The organism is Colwellia maritima (genome assembly GCF_022669015.1).
GTDB lineage: Bacteria > Pseudomonadota > Gammaproteobacteria > Enterobacterales > Alteromonadaceae > Colwellia > Colwellia maritima.
On the sequence record NZ_JAKKSL010000006.1, the window covers coordinates 195,308 to 211,957 of the forward strand.

Here is a 16,650-nt window from a genome sequence, read left to right on the forward strand (position 1 = left end):
GCTATGCGCAATCAAATTGTGTTACACTTTAGCCTTTTATACTGATAATACTTGCTAAATGACATTGCTAGCACTTCAATTTTTAATGCTTATATCTTAAAAAAGTGCTCTTGATATACCTGTAACTCAGCGATAGATTCGCGTATATCGTCTAACGCTAAATGCGCGCCTGTTTTTACGACTTTATCTAATACTTCAGGTTTCCATCGGCGAGCTAATTCTTTTACTGTACTCACGTCTAAATTACGATAGTGAAAATAATCTTCAAAGTCCGGCATATATTTATTAATAAAACGTCTGTCTTGTCCAATACTATTACCACACATAGGTGATACACCTTTTGGGACGTATTGCTGCACAAACTCGATGGTTTTAGCGGTAGCTTCTTCTATATTTACCTGACTATCACGACAACGTTTCGTTAAACCTGAGTTACCATGATGTTCAATACACCATTCGCTCATATTATCTAAAACATCATCTGATTGAGCAATAGCAAATACAGGTCCTTCCGCTAAAATATTTAATTGACTATCTGTCACAATAGTGGCAATTTCTAAGACAACGTCCGTCTCAGGCTCCAAGCCTGTCATCTCTAAATCAAGCCAAATTAAATTGGTTTTGTTACATGTCATAAATATCCCTTAAAATTGCACAAGCAATAGATGGTAAATATCAGTATAATAGCCGACAACTGACTAGGATTAAACAAAATGATCAACGCTTGTGTCTAAGAAAAAACTGACTAAAGGCCAAAGAACGGCGCATTAAAGCCAATCACGACAAAAAATTACACCCAAAAGCAGGCTCCGGTATTGAAAAAATACAGTGGCAAGATGACGAGCTTGGTGCAACTGAACAAGGTACTGTGATTAGTCGATTTGGCCAACATGCTGATGTCGAAAATAACGATGGCACCATATATCGCTGTAATCTACGCCGTTCAATAAGTTCTTTAGTTTGCGGAGACAAGGTACTGTGGCGTTTAGGTAAAGAAACTGAACACAGTATTCGTGGCATTATTGAAGCCGTACATGATCGTGAATCAGTCTTAAGTCGTCCTGATGTTTACGACGGTGTAAAACCCATTGCGGCAAATATTAGCCAAATTTTAATTGTTTCATCAGTGTTACCCGCTTTCAATAGCGATATTATTGACCGTTATCTCGTTGCAGCAGAGCAAACAGGCATCACCCCAGTGATCGTATTAAATAAAATTGACTTACTTAACGCGCTAAGTCAAGACGAGCAAACCAATATAGAACAACAGTTAGAAATCTATCGAACTATCGGTTATCAAGTGCTTTATGGCAGTAGCCAATCTAATGAAGGCATTAGTGACATAAAAAGACAATTAAGTCAGCATGTGAGTATTTTTGTTGGCCAATCAGGAGTAGGCAAATCGACACTAGTCAATGCCCTTATGCCCGAATTAGGCGTCATCACTCAAGAAGTTTCACAGAACTCAGGTTTAGGTCAACACACAACTACCGTCGCACGTTTATACCATTTTGAAGAAGGTGGGGATTTAATTGATTCACCAGGTATTAGAGAATTCGGTTTATGGCATCTAACCCCAGAACAAGTATTTAATGGCTTTAGAGAATTTGAACAATTTCAAGGTTTATGTAAATTTAGAGATTGTAAACACCAAAACGATCCTGGCTGTGCATTAATTTCAGCGTCCGAGCAAGATATTCATCCTAAACGTTTAGCTAGCTTCCAACGAATTTTAGCAAGTTTAGGTGACAACAAACTAACGTCACGATTTAATGATTAGTGATAAATGAATTAACTGCTGCAAAAAAATCAGCAAAGAAACAGACCACAACCAAATAAATAGAATAAATAAAGGAAAAAACGTGTCCTCACAGAAAAAATCTTCAACAAGTAGTTTTAGTGACAAAATCAAAATTACTTTTCAATATATTATGCCTAAACATGCAATTTCTCGTTTAGTAGGCAAACTAGCCGCAGCCAAAATGGGATGGCTAACCACAAAATTAATTAATGTATTTATTAAACAATACAAGATCAACATGGATGAAGCAAAGTTCAAAAATGCTAGCGATTTTGCAACATTTAATGACTTTTTTACACGTGAGTTAGATGAAGGTGCCCGTACAATTTGTACTAATGAGAACCATTTGTGCTATCCGGTTGACGGTGCCATTTCTCAGCAAGGTGAGATTATAGAAGGAAAGTTAATTCAAGCAAAAGGCTTTAATTACAGTTTGACCTCCTTACTTGGGGGAGATGTCAGAACTGCAGCGCCTTTTCAACAAGGTAAATTTTCTTGCATTTATCTCGCACCAAAAGACTACCATAGAATTCATATGCCTATGGCTGCTACCTTACGAGAAATGATTTACATTCCCGGTGAATTATTCTCAGTTAACCCATTAACAGCTAGTAATGTACCCGATCTTTTTGCTCGTAATGAACGAGTAGTCACTATCTTTGATACACCACACGGTGCTTTAGGTATGGTACTTGTTGGCGCGACTATTGTGGCAAGTATTGAAACAACATGGGTCGGTACCATTACCCCACCGGCCGGCAAAGATATTTTCAGGTGGCAATACCCCGCAACAGGCATTGATGCCATTCACTTTGAAAAAGGCGATGAGATGGGTCGCTTTAAACTAGGGTCAACGGTGGTATGTACTTTTGTACCTAATATGATTGATTTTGCACCTGACGCAGGTCCCGAAACAGTCACAAGATTAGGCGAATATTATGCAAGCTTAATTGACCAAAGTAACACCTAAATTAATTGTTGCTCATTAATTCAACAAAGGATACGATGAGTAGACAATTGTTACGATCACGTTCGTAACTTATGATTCAACTTTATAAATTTATTATTCAGGAAAAAACATGGCACTTGATAAATCTGTAGTTAAGCCAACAGAAGCTGAGTTATCCTTACTCAATATTCTCTGGCAGATGGGTCCGCCTACCGTTAAACAAATACACGAAGTCGTTAGCGCAACACACAAAACAGGCTACACTACCGTATTAAAAATACTACAAATAATGCATGAAAAATCGTTAGTCATTCGTGACGAAACTAACCGTGCTCATGTTTATGCTGCCGCGAATAGTGAAACACACACTCAATCTTCATTAATTAAAGATCTCATTAGTAAAGCATTTGGTGGTTCAACCTCAAAATTAGTAATGCGAGCAATTGATGATTCCACCTCTGCTCAAGAAATTGATGATATTCGTCAACTCCTTAATTCTTTAGAAAAAGAAACCTAAAAAAGGTAATAATTACAAAATAAAATGTTAGATAATTTTTTCAACAGCCCCATTTTAACCAGTTTAGCCCTCACTTTATTGCACTTTTTGTGGCAAGGCTTACTTGTGGCCGTCGTATTAAAATCTGCATTACTTATTTTCAATAATAATAAACCTCAATTACGTTATGCTTTATCAGCATTAGCCATGTTGGTTAACTTATTATTGCCTATAATTACGTTTATAATCATTTATCAAACCGAGGTTACCTCAGTAAATACGTTGGCAAGTTCTTTAGCACTTAATGAGTTTATACAAGAACTGGAGCAACCCGATGCACTCTTTACCTACAGAGAATTAACGGAAACACTCCCCTTACTTCTGCCTTATATTTCTGTTTTATGGCTAGCCACTATAACCTTGTTAGCGGGTAAACTTTTAATAGAAATTACAACGGTTAATAGGTTACCACAACAAGGGACAGTTGCACCCGCCGATCAACTTCAAGCACGTTTTAATGAGTTAGTTAAACAAATTAATTTAACAATAGCACCACGTCTTTTAATTTCATTGAAAGTGGACGTTCCCATGGCTATTGGTTGGCTTAAACCCGTGGTTTTATTACCTGCCAACATGATTACAGGGCTTAATAGTGCGCAACTTGAAATGTTGATTTTACACGAGCTTGCTCATATTCGCCGACACGATTACTTAGTAAACTTTTTACAAACCCTTGTTGAAATATTATTGTTTTTTCACCCAGGGGTATTGTGGGCTTCTAAACAAATGCGTAATGAACGCGAATATTGTAGTGACGATATTGCCGTACAACATTGTGGCAACGCAATTGCCTATGCACATACATTAGCTGACACAGCATCTTTGTGTACAAAATCGCATAACCATACAATACCCGATATGGCTATGGCTGCATCAGGTGGAGATTTGAAGCAACGCGTTATTCGTTTAGTTGATCACCACTGTGCTCCGAAGAATAACATCAGTAAATGGTTTGCTAGTGCCACTATTATTTTTTCAGTGTTACTGCTTTCAAGTAAACAATTACTCACAATGCCATTGCTCGATATTTGGTATAACGAAAATCCATGGAAACAATTTAGTCAAACGGAACCTGACAACGCTGAAAGTTATTTAAAAAAATCAATTTTCCCTGAGGTTTATCCAGAAAATAAACAAGAAAACGATTCATTGGATCTTAAGAGTATTAACAAAAGTATTCCTATTTCGTCAATCGCTCATAAGTTGCTAACGCCCATAGAACAAGATTCTCAAAATAACGAGCATAAAATTCAAGCATCATCACCGACAGAAAATAAAAAGCAACCTGTAGATAACCAATTACTTGCATCAACAAAAGCCGCAACACAGACTAAAAGTACATCGAAAACAGGCAGTGATGAAACAAAATTAACAGAGAAATTAAACGGCTTAGCGATTAACCATTCAGATAAAACAAATAAAATTGCTGAAGACACCATTACCAATAATACCTTAATGGTTGAAAAGGCATTTGAACGTACTAATACTAAAAACCCCTACCAACAAGAAATTATAAACTTGGCTGCGGCACCTGTTTCCAACACGAATCAACTAAGTACTAAGCCCTTTAAAAATAAAGAACTAAACAATAACAATATTAAAAATACTCAAATAATTAAAAGTAATAGAGACATTTTTACTGAGGCTAATCTTCTCAAAGAAAAGAAAATGCCTCCTATAGAAACAACATGGAAAAATGCAGAACAATTACAATCTGTGGATCCTGTTTATCCAAGTTTAGCTAAGCGTAAGGGTATTGAAATTGAAGTGAAAGTAGACTTCACCATAGATATTCATGGAAAGATTAAAAATATCCAGTTTGATCATCAAAACAACATTAACTACTTTAAAAGTTCAATTCGTTCCGCTATAAAAAAATGGCGCTTCCTACCCGCTAAAGTTGATGACCGGCCGGTAGAAAGCCAAATGACCAAGGTATTTGCTTTTAGCTTAGAGAGTTAATCTCTTTTACCTCTTTTACCATCTTTTTTACGTTTATCCATTTTACTGATCCATTTTGCTTGCTGCTCTGCGGTTAATACATTAAAGATAGCATGTTTCGTTTTCGCACGTGTTAAAGCCATCTGAGCAAAAGTATCTTGATAGGATGTATGTAAAGCAACATAAGCTTGCTCATCAAATATTTCTGCTTGAAGTAACGATTTTTCTGCTTCTTTAAATTTTTTCATAGACTCTCGCAATACATCATGTTGTTCTTTAGCTTGAGTGTTTATCGCTTTGATCTGCGTTTGTTGCGACTCTGTTAACGAAAGCGCTTTAGTCATTCGTTTCATCATATGTTTACCTTTTTGATGATATCCTTGTCCGTCACGGGCAAAATCATTTGATGATGCGTAAGCACCAGACATACTTGTAAATGCCAAAGCAGCACACACACACAGCAGAGATTGAAACAATAGTTTTTACTGGTTTAATAATATTCATAGTTAACTCCTAAGGATTTTGGTTAATTCAATTCATTTCACAGGACTTAGTATAGAGATCTCAATGCAAAGAAACGCAAAGCCAATGTAAAGATTGAGTAAAGATTGACATATGCGATAATCAACTGAGAGTAAATAAGGTAAAATGTATCCATACACTGGTTAAAATTACCATAAGGCAAACACGTCACTTGAACAAAAAACAAATACTACTTATTGATGACGATCATGAATTAGCAGAGCTGTTAGTCGATTATTTGGCACAACAGAACTTTACTGTACACTGTTGTTTTGATGGTCAATCAGGATTAGAACAAGCATACAATAATAACTTTGATCTTATTTTACTCGACGTGATGATGCCCAAGCTTGATGGCTTTGAAGTTTTGAAAGCGCTAGGTCCTAAACACAAAACCCCCGTATTAATGTTAACCGCTAAAGGTGATAACAACGATAAAGTGCGCGGGTTAGAATTAGGTGCCGATGATTACCTTGCAAAACCCTTCCATCATCAAGAACTATTAGCACGTATTAAGGCGATATTACGCCGTATTGAATTAGTTAACCAACAAGCTTTACAACAAAATGCTCTAAAAGAGAAATCACTATTATTGGTTAATAATATTGAACTTAACCATGCTATTAGAGCAGTTTTTTGCCATGGTCACCCTATAGAACTAACAGGTACTGAATACCAAATTTTAACCTTACTTTTAGAGCAGCACGGCGAAATAATTTCTAAAGAAACCATTTCAGAACAAGTATTAGGTCGTAAACTGAGTCCCTTTGATCGAAGTATAGACGTACATATTGGTAACATTCGCCGGAAATTTTTACCTTTTTGTGACATTGAAAAGATCAAAACTGTTCGCGGTGCCGGTTATTTATTTTTAACTGGCGAGAGTGACTGATTTGTCTTCTATCAATTCTTCTTCAAAAATAAAAACATTACTCTCTTCATTTACCGTGAAGTTGTTTGTATGGTTTTGGCTTATTGCGATCACATCAATTATTACTACTCGCTTTATATCACAACAGTTATCAAACGACGCGCTGAGCGAAGTGGTAATTCAAGAACCAAAATACGATGAACTCCAAAGAATTGCAGAAAACAGTACGACGTATTAAGCATGCTAAAATCAAAAATATTGGCGAGTTATTGACATCAAAGAAAATGAAGCTGTCCCGCATGCCTTTTAATATCTGGCTGAAAAGTGTCGATAATAATTTGCCCATTGTCAGCTTGTTTCCAATGCCACCAATGCTGCAACAAGTTTTAATTAATTATCTCAGCAATAAAAAGTTTGCTAAGCCAAAAACCACTCTTTTTTCACACACACAGCTCATTGGTCCTGTTCAAGTAAAAATCGATAATACGCGATACCACTCTTTATTTCACGTAAATTACACAAACAAAATTTTGGACAACTAGTTCAATCACTTCCCTACTGGCTTCGTATTTTGACGCCAACCTTGATCAGTTTTCTCCTTTGCTTACTACTAGCACATTCATTTAGTAAGCCAGTTCGTCTTATTAAAAAAGCGGCAACAAAATTAGGCCAAGGTGATTTTGACACACGGGTAGAAGGAGTAAGTCAATTAAATGGAGAACTAGGACAACTCGCCACAAGTTTTAATGTTATGGCCGAACAACTCCAACAAAATCAAACAGCACAACGGCGTTTATTAGGTGATGTTTCCCATGAATTACGCTCTCCGTTAACACGCTTACAAATGGCATTAGGGTTAGCACAACAAGACTCAACAAGCACAGAGGGACGTGAACAATATTTGCAACGCTGTCAGCGCGAAATAGACAGATTAGATCATATGATTGAAAATGTATTATCGTTGTCTCGTTTAGAAAACACGTTACACACAACCGAGTCTGAACAAGTTAACATGAGTGCTCTCATTAAAAACATCGTTAATGATGAACAATTTGTCGCCGACAAGAAATCAATTAGCATAGAAGTGAATACACCCGAAAATGTCATTATAGAAGCCGATCAAACTTTACTTACTAGCGCGATTAGTAACGTACTTAGCAATGCAGTTAAATATAGTCCAGAGTCTAGTGTGATAGAAGTAACATTAACGACAGATAAGCAACATGTTACGTTGGTGATTAGCGACTGCGGTGAAGGCGTTCCTGAAGAAGCCTTAACACAACTATTTACTCCGTTTTATCGCGTTAATCTTGCAAGGGATCGCAATACAGGCGGTACAGGTTTAGGGTTAGCCATAGCCAAACAAGCAATTACCGCCCATCAAGGTGAAATTTTTGCTAAAAATAACGCAAATAAAGGATTATCTGTTATTATTCACATCCCTTATTTATAAACCCTATCTACGCAGGGACGTATTAGAAAACACTATGAGCACTACATCTATTGATACAAAACCACCTTCTTTTGGTCGTAAACTAATAAAAATTTTAATTATTGTTTTTATTAGTATTTTTCTCATTATCTGGGCTGTTTCATCCCCAGTGAGCAAACACTTTATTAAACCATTAGTGCTTGAGCAAGGCTTAACACTTTCGGACGATACAGGAATTTATTACAACCCTTTTCTCAGTCAACTCACGATTAGTGACTTAACCTTGTATAAAGACCAACAGGGTCAACAAGAAAAAGTCTTTTCCGTCAATAAACTTACCGTACGTCTAGCCTTATACCGCCTGCTGTTCGACAAAATAGAAGTGAGTAAATTTGAATTAAACGATGCTTATCTTAAAATAACAAAAACACCAACACAGCTAATTATTGCCGGTATTGATTTAAATAAAGAAGGCAGTGAAAGCAAAGACATTCAACCAGAAGAGCCGCAGACTGAAACGGCACCTTTACCCTATCAATTAGTTTTACCTAAATTAGCGTTAAACAAAATAAATATTGACGTTAATAATGAAGAAAAACAACACAATATTGATATTGAAGCACTTATCATTAGCAAAGTACTTGCTGATCTCAACTCGCAAACCGCACAGCTGACCCTCAATAGCGTAATAGATCAAGCTGAATTGGCAATAACAGCTGACGTAAACTTTAACCAGGGACAAGGCGAAGTAAATAGTCAGGTATCACTATCCAATTATCCTCTTAATAAAATACAAGGTTATGTGAAGGACATATCTGAACTCAGCGGCTTATTAACTCTTAAAAGTAAACAGAAAATAGTTATTGCGCCAAAGCAACTACAACTAAATATCACCGAGACTAAGCTCACCAATAATGATCTCATTGTTGGTTATCAAAAACAGTTTATTAATCTTGAAAAGTTAGAAAATGATATAAATGATTTAACACTTACCCTTAAAGAAGGTGAAATTATTGGGTTAAGTGGTACTAGCCAATTGGCTCTGCATAATGCGACTAGTTATTATGAGACCCCTAACCAAAAACTCGCTGCTTTTAAGCAATTTGCGTTAAACGATATTAGCTTAAAATTTGCCGATAAACCCTACGTAGAAATCTCGAGCCTAGTGTTTGATGAGATAGTTGCTTCGAAAGATGAATCGTCTGAGCATCCAAACTTTGGTTACTCTAAAACAATTTAATATAAATGATATATTGGTCAGTGAAAAAGAACTAGCTATCAATAAAATTTTCTTAGATACCCTGCAAAGTAATGTAATTATTGCGAAAGACGGTACACTCGCAAACTTAGTCGCTTTACCAAGAACACCCGCAGAAGAAACAGAAGATGTAACATCAGCTGAAAATAACGAGATTTCACAAACAACAGAAATAGATACTGCTGCAAACGTTGACACTGAAAAATCTGACTTTACTATTTCGCTTAATGAGTTTTCACTGATAAATGATAATGAAATTACTTTACTTGATAACAGTGTAGAGCCCGTTAAACCCCAAAAATTATTTATTGATACCTTATTTTTAGGCGCCATAAGTAATGCACTAAACAAGCGAGACCAAAGAAACCCCTTTTGAGTTTGCCGGTCGCAGTGATAAGTATACACATTTTGACTTTAAAGGCTTTACCCAACCCTTTTCCGAGCAACCTAAACATCAATTAAAAGGCTTTTTAAAAGAACTTTCATTACCCCCTATTTCTCGTTATATGAAACGAGCGGTGCAAATGGAATTAAAAAGCGGACAACTTAATACCGATATTGATGTAACATTAACAGGTGAACAACTTGAAGGTAATGTGGTTATCCTTTTACAAAGCTTAGAAACTGCAATCGCCGACAGTAACGAAGCAGGTGCGTTAATTGACCAAGGAGCATTACCATTTAATATGGCATTAGGCATGCTCAAAGATGGTAAAGGTGATGTAGAACTTGACGTACCGTTATCAGGCTCAACATCAGATCCAAATTTTGGTTTAAGTAGCATAGTTAACTTAATTACCCAAAAAGCGATTTGGATGGCGACAAAAGACTACCTAATGACCACATTCGTACCTTACGCCAATATTGTCTCTGCAGCGATGACAGTAGGTGAATTTGCCTTAAAACTCCGTTTTGATGACTTAGTCTATCAAACAAAACAAATCGAGCCGAATGAAGCTCAGCAAGATTATTTAAAGGCCTTTATTGCTCTCATGCAAGACAAAGAAGACACTCGTGTCAATATTTGTCCTATTAGCATTCCTGCTGATATTAATTTAACGGCCGGTAGTAAAATTACGGATACTCAGAAAATAAATCAACTGAAAGAGATTGGTGAACAACGTGGAGAAGCATTAAAAGATTATATTATCAAACACGGTAATATTGCCTCTTCAAGACTACTGCTTTGCGCACCTAAGATTGATAGTGAAAAAGAAGCACAACCCCGTATAGAGCTATCAGTTTAAAGACAAAATCCCAACCAGTAACCGAATAAAATAAAAGCCCTATAACATTACTTTGTTATAGGGCTTTTTTATTTACTACGTAGAAAAAATTGCCAAATACAAGGCCTTTATTTCATTAACTAACCTCAGCTCGAGCTCGGCTTAATATATAAGGAAGTAATTGCTGATATTGGTATTACTTGTTTCGGCTATTTTTCCATCTATTCCATGAAAGCATAACACCCGTATAAACAAGTAAACATGCCGCAAAGAAGCCAAGCCTGCTAACGTTTGACCTAATAAACCAAACGCTTCACCGGTATGTAAAAAACGAATGTAACTTCGCGCTTTACGGTATGGCGATAGCTGTTCAAAATTTTGTTGCTGAATGATATCCCCTGTCAATGTATCTAAAGCCACTGATATACGTTTTTGAGGCTCACCACCATTACCCTTATCTACTGAAAATAACTGAAGAGTCATTGATTGTTGGCTTACCTCAAAACTGATAGATTGCCATTGAGGAAAATACGTTTCTATTTGACTAATTTGTTTATCTATCGACAGTATATGTTCATCAGTTTCAATGGGGGTAGGTAATGCAATCGACTGAATTGAAAGGTTTTCTTTAAGTATTTCACCTGGCCATTTAAAAGAAAAGAATATAGCAGTAAAAGCGATGACAAATAAAATCGGCGCCATATAAATACCGAACACATTGTGCCACTGATAATTTCTTGCTTGCGTTGTTGAATGGTCATTACTCAAGGTTAATTTTTGCTTGAAGGCTCGGTATTTAAATCGCTTAGGCAACCATAAATACAGCCCAGAAAGAATGAGCACAACAAAAAATAAATTGGCAATGCCATTAACCCACCGGCCCATATCACTGAACTTTCCATCTAAGGTGAGCCATCGATGAAAAGCTCGTAATTTACTAAAGAAATTTTTAGTTTCATCCCCTAGTTTAGCTATTTCTGTCCCCGTAAATGGATTTAAATAGGCAACCGTTTTTCGTCCATCTTTAACAATAATAGGGGCTGACTTTTCATTAAGCAGCACTATTTGCGGTGCTTTTTTTGTAGGATAGTCTTTGGCAAGTTCAACAAAGTCAGTGAGCGGTAACCTTTGTTCATGACTTGTGGAAGCTTTTGGGTAATCAGCCTGCTCTGCAGATTTAATCATTTGACGCTCATACGTCAATGCAACACCCGTTACAGACATTAAAAAAACAAATATTGCCGCGCTGCAGCCTAAAATTAAATGTAACCAAAAAAATAGTTTTCTTATATTCATCATATTTTCTTATTTTGTTATTTTGTTGTTTTGTTGTTTTGTTAGAAGGTAAAAAACCAAGACATAGTGTCTTGGTTCATTGCTAACCTAATTAATCAGATTGAATTGAAGTTAAAAAGAGGTTTTCACTTCTAATCGTGCCATTCTGTCGCCACCAACAGTCACGTTGTTCACGCCACCACCACCAAGATAATCAGTATCTAGAAGATTCTCTATATTGAATCGATAATTCACTTTGACTCCCGCAATTTCTGTCTTATAAGTTGCGCCAAAGTCCACGCGTGAATACGCATCTTTAGTAATAGTATTATCACTGTTTGCAAAACGTTTTCCTTGATAAAAAATACCCGCGTTTAATGCAAGGTCCTCAGTTACTTCATAACGTGACCAAATAGATGCCGACCACTTAGGGGCATCAATGGGTGTTTTACCCTGGTAGTTTGCATCTTTTTCGTACTCAGCTTCAAGAAACATAGTTGACGCCATCACAAAGAAACGAGATGTTACGGCACCTTGTGCTGACAATTCAAAACCTTTATGACGTTGCACCCCTGCCTGTGTTGTTATTGACTCATAATCAGGATTATCACTAACGTTCTCAACAATGAGCGCACCTGTTTTTTCAATATCAAAGAAGGATGTTTCAACCAACAAACGATCAGATATTTGCCATTTAGCCCCTAATTCAATTTGTTCTGAGGTAACTGCATCTAACGTCATACCATGGTTTTTATCAGTATCATTATCAAGTTTTTCACTTGAAGCGGGTTCAAAGCCTTCAGCATAATTAAGGTATATTGTCGCAGAATCTAACGGATGATATAACACACCAAATTTAGGTACAAACGAATCACTGTCGGCATTATCCTTATTTTGTTTATCAAAACGACCACCAAACACGGCTTGCCATTGTTCTGATATTGTCACTAAATCTTGAAAATAAAACCCATAATAATCATACTCTGTAGTACTTAAACTGGTATCGCTTTTATAGCTTATCGGTTTGCTTGGCTCTGTTTGTCCTAAAACAAAGTTAACCGAGTCGGCATTGGTCTTAAGTTGACCATAATAATAATCAAGGTAGTTCACCCCAAATAATACTTGATGATCAACCGACGCAGTTGAAAATTCGCCTGTTAAATCTATATATGCTGTTTTAAATTGCCAATCATCAAATCGATCATATGGTTTTGATGTGTAGCTATCACTCACCAAATAATCATCAGGTTTTTGTGGTGAAGACTCAAAACGTTGACGTTCAAAAGTTTGCTCATTATAGCCGACCTTCAATGTCCACTGAGGGTTAAAGAAGTAAGATATTTTAGTACCTACATTATTTACGGTAATATCTGTAAAAGCCCATGATAAATCGTAAATCGTTTTTTCATCTCCGATTAATTCACCCTTGCTATCTAACCAACCGCCAGTATCTAAACCCGCTTTATCATCCGTTTGATCGTAATATACATTTACCGTTAAATTATCACTGACGTTATAGTCAAAGGCAATATAGCCAAGAAAACGATCGCGCTCACGTTCTTCACCATTTTGATATTCGCGATCGTAGTTAACATCTTGCTTCACTAACACACTACGAAAGCTCAAATCATCAACAAGTTCACCACCTGCATCTACCATAAAACGAGTAGAGCCATTTTGGTCGGTATCTGCACTTAAATCGAATAATCGGCTTGTTGATGGTTTTTTAGTCACCATATTTATTAAACCACCAGGTGCAGACTGACCATACAAAATACTAGAAGGCCCTTTAATGACTTCAACGTGTGATAATGTTTCAATAGGCTGTTGATAGTGAGACCAATGCTGATGACCGTCACGTAAATAACCTGTTGATGAACTTAATTCAAAGCCGCGAGAATTAAATACTTCACGGTTACGTTGCTGAGAACCCGGCGATAAACTCGCATCATTGGCAAGCACTTCACCTAACGTTGTTGCTAGCTGTTCATCAATAATCATTTCAGGGATCACAGTGACCGCTTGTGCTGTTTCTAACAATGATGTATTAGTACGAGTGGCTCCTGAAGCGTTATCCACTTTATAGCTATTAAAATAGCTTCCTCTTACTTCAATTGTTTCAATATCTGTAACGTCTGCATTTACTGCTTGGCAAATAGATAACAGAGCAACTGAAACCGCTATATTTACGACCGTCTTTTTCATGTCAATCTCGCACTTCATTAATTGTGAATTTAGAACGAGCGAGATTGTATATTAATCATGAACACGAATGCAAGTAGTTATCATTTAGAATTTGATCTATTCTAGGTTTAGAGCAAAATTATGGCAGTTTTTCACACGGAGTTTAGGCACTTATCAGTAATGGAGTAGCTCGTACAATTAAAGATAGATAGAATGGCTTATGATTAACATAGTAACTTTTTTTTGAGTCATCAATAATATCTTTATTTGTGCACATAGTTTGCACATTGTTTAGTTAAGATGATAAATAATTATTCGTGTTGGGCTGTATTTATACTTAAGGTTAAATGCCGTTTTTATATAGTTTAGGTCTTTGTTTTTAATGAAAATTCAAAATAAGTTATTTTTGATATTGTTTGGCTTTAGTTTGTTATTAGTCACCATATTGGTGTTTTTGATGCAATGGAGTATTGGTAAAGGCATGGTTGACTATGTTAATACCAAAGAAATAGAAGCATTAAAACCCGTGGTAATTAAACTGGCTGCACAATATAAAAAAGAAGATAGTTGGCAAGGCTTGCTTGGTAAGCACGAAAAATTTCGCCGTATTATTTCGGCGCAGTTATTCAGTAGTGAATTTCCATCAAAACAACAAGGACCTCCTCCTGAACATAGGCCTTTTCGTGGTCCGGAACCAAAACCAATGAGTTCCTCCCAAAGCGTTGCCTCTGAACGGCAGGACTTTGACAGAAGAATGCCACCACCAAATGGAGAGGGGCAGGCTCATCATGCATTACTAGATGCCGATGAAACTATTGTCGTTGGAAAATACCTCGAAAATTTAACCTACAGTAAAACAGCCATCATTGTAGATAATAGGGTTGTTGGCTTTTTGGCGGTATCTAAACGTAATCATCTCACACAGGGATATGAGCTTGATTTTATACAACAGCAACATCAATATTTATGGATTATTGCCTTAATAGCAATGATCCTTGTGGCCCTATTAACCCTACCATTGGCACGTCATGTGGTTGAACCCATCAAACTCATTACTCGAGGTATGCACAAATTGACCCAAGGGGATTATTTACAAACCGTCGATTTAAAAAGACAAGATGAATTAGGTGAATTAAGTCGAGATTATAATGAACTGGCAACAACATTAGCAGCAAATGACACAGCAAGAAAACGTTGGTTAGCCAATATATCACATGAATTACGCACCCCTGTTGCTATTCTACGTGGGGAGTTAGAAGCCATGTTGGATGAAGTCAGACCGTTAACCAAAAATAATGTATCCTCTGCCAATGACGAAGTTAAACATCTACAACGACTTATTGATGATTTAAATTTGCTCACAAGTGCCGACATAGGGGGCATGCGTTACCGCAAGCAACACGAAGAATTAATCGGTTTAATACAAAGCGAATTGGAAAAATACCGTAGTTACTTAGCCGATGCAGGCATTACATTGCAGTTTGATAACAGCGAACAAGACATAGCAATTTATGCTGATAAAACCCGTTTGTGTCAACTGTTTGAAAACATAATACATAATTGTGTTAAGTACTCATCGGCATCACTACTTAATATATCCGTGCGCTTAGAAAATATAAATATTAGACCGATGGTAGAAATCAAGTTTGAAGATAATGGCTCAGGTGTAAATAATGAACATTTAGCGCATTTATTTGAACATTTATACCGCGTTGAAGATTCACGAAATAGAAAAACAGGTGGTTCAGGGTTAGGGTTATCTATCTGTCGCCATATTGTCTTGCCGGCACACCAAGGGGAGATTACCGCTGAACACTCAACACTTGGTGGCTTGGCTATAATTATTACATTACCCCTAGAGTAGAGAACAGATATGGCACATTCAATATTGATAGTAGAAGATGAAATTAAGTGGCTAACCTACTCGCTGATTATTTCAAAATGAGCGATTATTTGCCTCAATTAATTCATCATGGTGATGAAGTAATTGATTGGGTAAAGCAACATCAGCCTAACGTTATTTTACTCGACATTATGCTACCAGGTAAAAATGGCATTGATCTATGCAAAGAGATCCGCCAATTTTCCAATGTACCTATTTTAATGGTGACCGCAAGAGTAGATGAAATAGACCGATTATTAGGTTTAGAATTAGGCGCTGATGATTATATTTGCAAACCATTTAGCCCAAGAGAAGTGGTTGCCCGAGTTAAAGCTGTTTTAAGAAGAACCCAAACTATTGAATGTAATATTGATACGCTACAGCTTGATGAACATCGTTTTACTGTCAATTTTCATCAAAATGAAGTGGCTCTAACTTCCGTGGAATTTCAGTTATTAAAACCATTAGCAAACAAGCCTGAGCGTATATTTACCCGAGAACAATTGATGCAGAATATGTATTCAGATCAGCGTATTGTTAATAATAGAACCATTGATAGCCATATAAAAAAATTGCGTAAAAAACTCGCTGATATTAGTGATGGTAAAGACTGGATACAATCGGTTTATGGCGGTTATCGTTTAGTTTTGTAAAAAATCACATTGAAATAAAAGTTATACTTCCTCATTTATTGCACATTGTTTGCAACTTCTCTTGTTAACCTTGTTTTGAAATAAATATATTAAGTAACAG

General features: G+C 36.5%; 13 protein-coding genes and 3 pseudogenes. 12 read left to right on the forward strand and 4 right to left on the reverse strand.

The features are described 5' to 3' along the window. Positions 1-89: 89 nt before the first annotated feature. The gene (gene orn / locus L3081_RS23500; RefSeq protein WP_242288717.1) at positions 90-635 is read right to left on the reverse strand and encodes an oligoribonuclease; all 546 of its coding nucleotides are present in this window, start codon (positions 633-635) and stop codon (positions 90-92) included. A 91-nt stretch (positions 636-726) separates the two neighbouring features. Between orn and rsgA the strand changes: the two are divergent. The 4 genes and pseudogenes from rsgA (at position 727) to L3081_RS23520 (ending at position 5,268) form a co-directional block, all read left to right on the forward strand. Continuing rightward, positions 727-1,780, forward strand: a pseudogene (gene rsgA / locus L3081_RS23505) (small ribosomal subunit biogenesis GTPase RsgA). A 151-nt stretch (positions 1,781-1,931) separates the two neighbouring features. Further along, a complete protein-coding gene (gene asd, locus L3081_RS23510; protein WP_242288888.1) occupies positions 1,932-2,771 on the forward strand; it encodes an archaetidylserine decarboxylase in 840 nt (279 codons plus the stop codon). Positions 2,772-2,880: 109 nt separating this feature from the next. Then, a complete protein-coding gene (locus L3081_RS23515; RefSeq protein WP_242288719.1) occupies positions 2,881-3,267 on the forward strand; it encodes a BlaI/MecI/CopY family transcriptional regulator in 387 nt (128 codons plus the stop codon). Positions 3,268-3,291: 24 nt separating this feature from the next. After that, positions 3,292-5,268 carry a M56 family metallopeptidase gene (locus tag L3081_RS23520; protein WP_242288721.1) on the forward strand — a complete coding sequence of 659 codons (1,977 nt, stop codon included), beginning with the start codon at positions 3,292-3,294 and terminating at the stop codon, positions 5,266-5,268. On the opposite strand, the gene L3081_RS23525 is transcribed toward L3081_RS23520, so the two are convergent. Further along, positions 5,265-5,675 carry a Spy/CpxP family protein refolding chaperone gene (locus L3081_RS23525; RefSeq protein WP_242288723.1) on the reverse strand — a complete coding sequence of 137 codons (411 nt, stop codon included), beginning with the start codon at positions 5,673-5,675 and terminating at the stop codon, positions 5,265-5,267. The two genes, L3081_RS23520 and L3081_RS23525, sit on opposite strands and share 4 nt — an antisense overlap. Positions 5,676-5,941: 266 nt before the next feature. On the opposite strand from L3081_RS23525, the gene L3081_RS23530 reads away from it, so the two are divergent. The 6 genes and pseudogenes from L3081_RS23530 to L3081_RS23555 form a co-directional block, all read left to right on the forward strand. Continuing rightward, on the forward strand, positions 5,942-6,661 hold the full coding sequence (locus L3081_RS23530; RefSeq protein WP_242288725.1) for a response regulator transcription factor: 720 nt from the start codon (positions 5,942-5,944) through the stop codon (positions 6,659-6,661). Between the two features lie 176 nt (positions 6,662-6,837). Continuing rightward, a complete protein-coding gene (locus tag L3081_RS23535; RefSeq protein WP_242288727.1) occupies positions 6,838-7,182 on the forward strand; it encodes a hypothetical protein in 345 nt (114 codons plus the stop codon). Between the two features lie 41 nt (positions 7,183-7,223). Beyond that, positions 7,224-8,093, forward strand: a complete 870-nt coding sequence (locus L3081_RS23540) for a HAMP domain-containing sensor histidine kinase (protein WP_242288729.1) — start codon at positions 7,224-7,226, stop codon at positions 8,091-8,093. A gap of 34 nt (positions 8,094-8,127) precedes the next feature. Beyond that, entirely contained in the window at positions 8,128-9,312 is a 1,185-nt protein-coding gene (locus L3081_RS23545) for an AsmA family protein (RefSeq protein ID WP_242288731.1), read from the forward strand. 13 nt (positions 9,313-9,325) lie between these two features. After that, positions 9,326-9,706, forward strand: coding sequence for a hypothetical protein (locus tag L3081_RS23550; protein WP_242288733.1), 381 nt, complete (start codon positions 9,326-9,328; stop codon positions 9,704-9,706). A gap of 40 nt (positions 9,707-9,746) precedes the next feature. After that, positions 9,747-10,577: pseudogene (locus L3081_RS23555) on the forward strand (DUF748 domain-containing protein); the annotation flags it as partial. A gap of 141 nt (positions 10,578-10,718) precedes the next feature. Here L3081_RS23555 and L3081_RS23560 read toward each other — a convergent pair. Together L3081_RS23560 and L3081_RS23565 are read right to left on the reverse strand one after the other, a co-directional pair. Further along, complete coding sequence (locus tag L3081_RS23560) at positions 10,719-11,852, reverse strand: PepSY-associated TM helix domain-containing protein (RefSeq protein ID WP_242288734.1); 1,134 nt, start codon at positions 11,850-11,852, stop codon at positions 10,719-10,721. Between the two features lie 111 nt (positions 11,853-11,963). Next, a complete protein-coding gene (locus L3081_RS23565; RefSeq protein ID WP_242288736.1) occupies positions 11,964-14,036 on the reverse strand; it encodes a TonB-dependent receptor in 2,073 nt (690 codons plus the stop codon). 361 nt (positions 14,037-14,397) lie between these two features. Here L3081_RS23565 and L3081_RS23570 point away from each other — a divergent pair, with 361 nt between their 5' ends. Together L3081_RS23570 and L3081_RS23575 are read left to right on the forward strand one after the other, a co-directional pair. Then, the gene (locus L3081_RS23570) at positions 14,398-15,879 is read left to right on the forward strand and encodes an ATP-binding protein (protein ID WP_242288738.1); all 1,482 of its coding nucleotides are present in this window, start codon (positions 14,398-14,400) and stop codon (positions 15,877-15,879) included. 9 nt (positions 15,880-15,888) lie between these two features. Continuing rightward, a pseudogene (locus tag L3081_RS23575) lies at positions 15,889-16,550 on the forward strand (response regulator). The last annotated feature ends 100 nt before the right edge of the window (positions 16,551-16,650 follow it).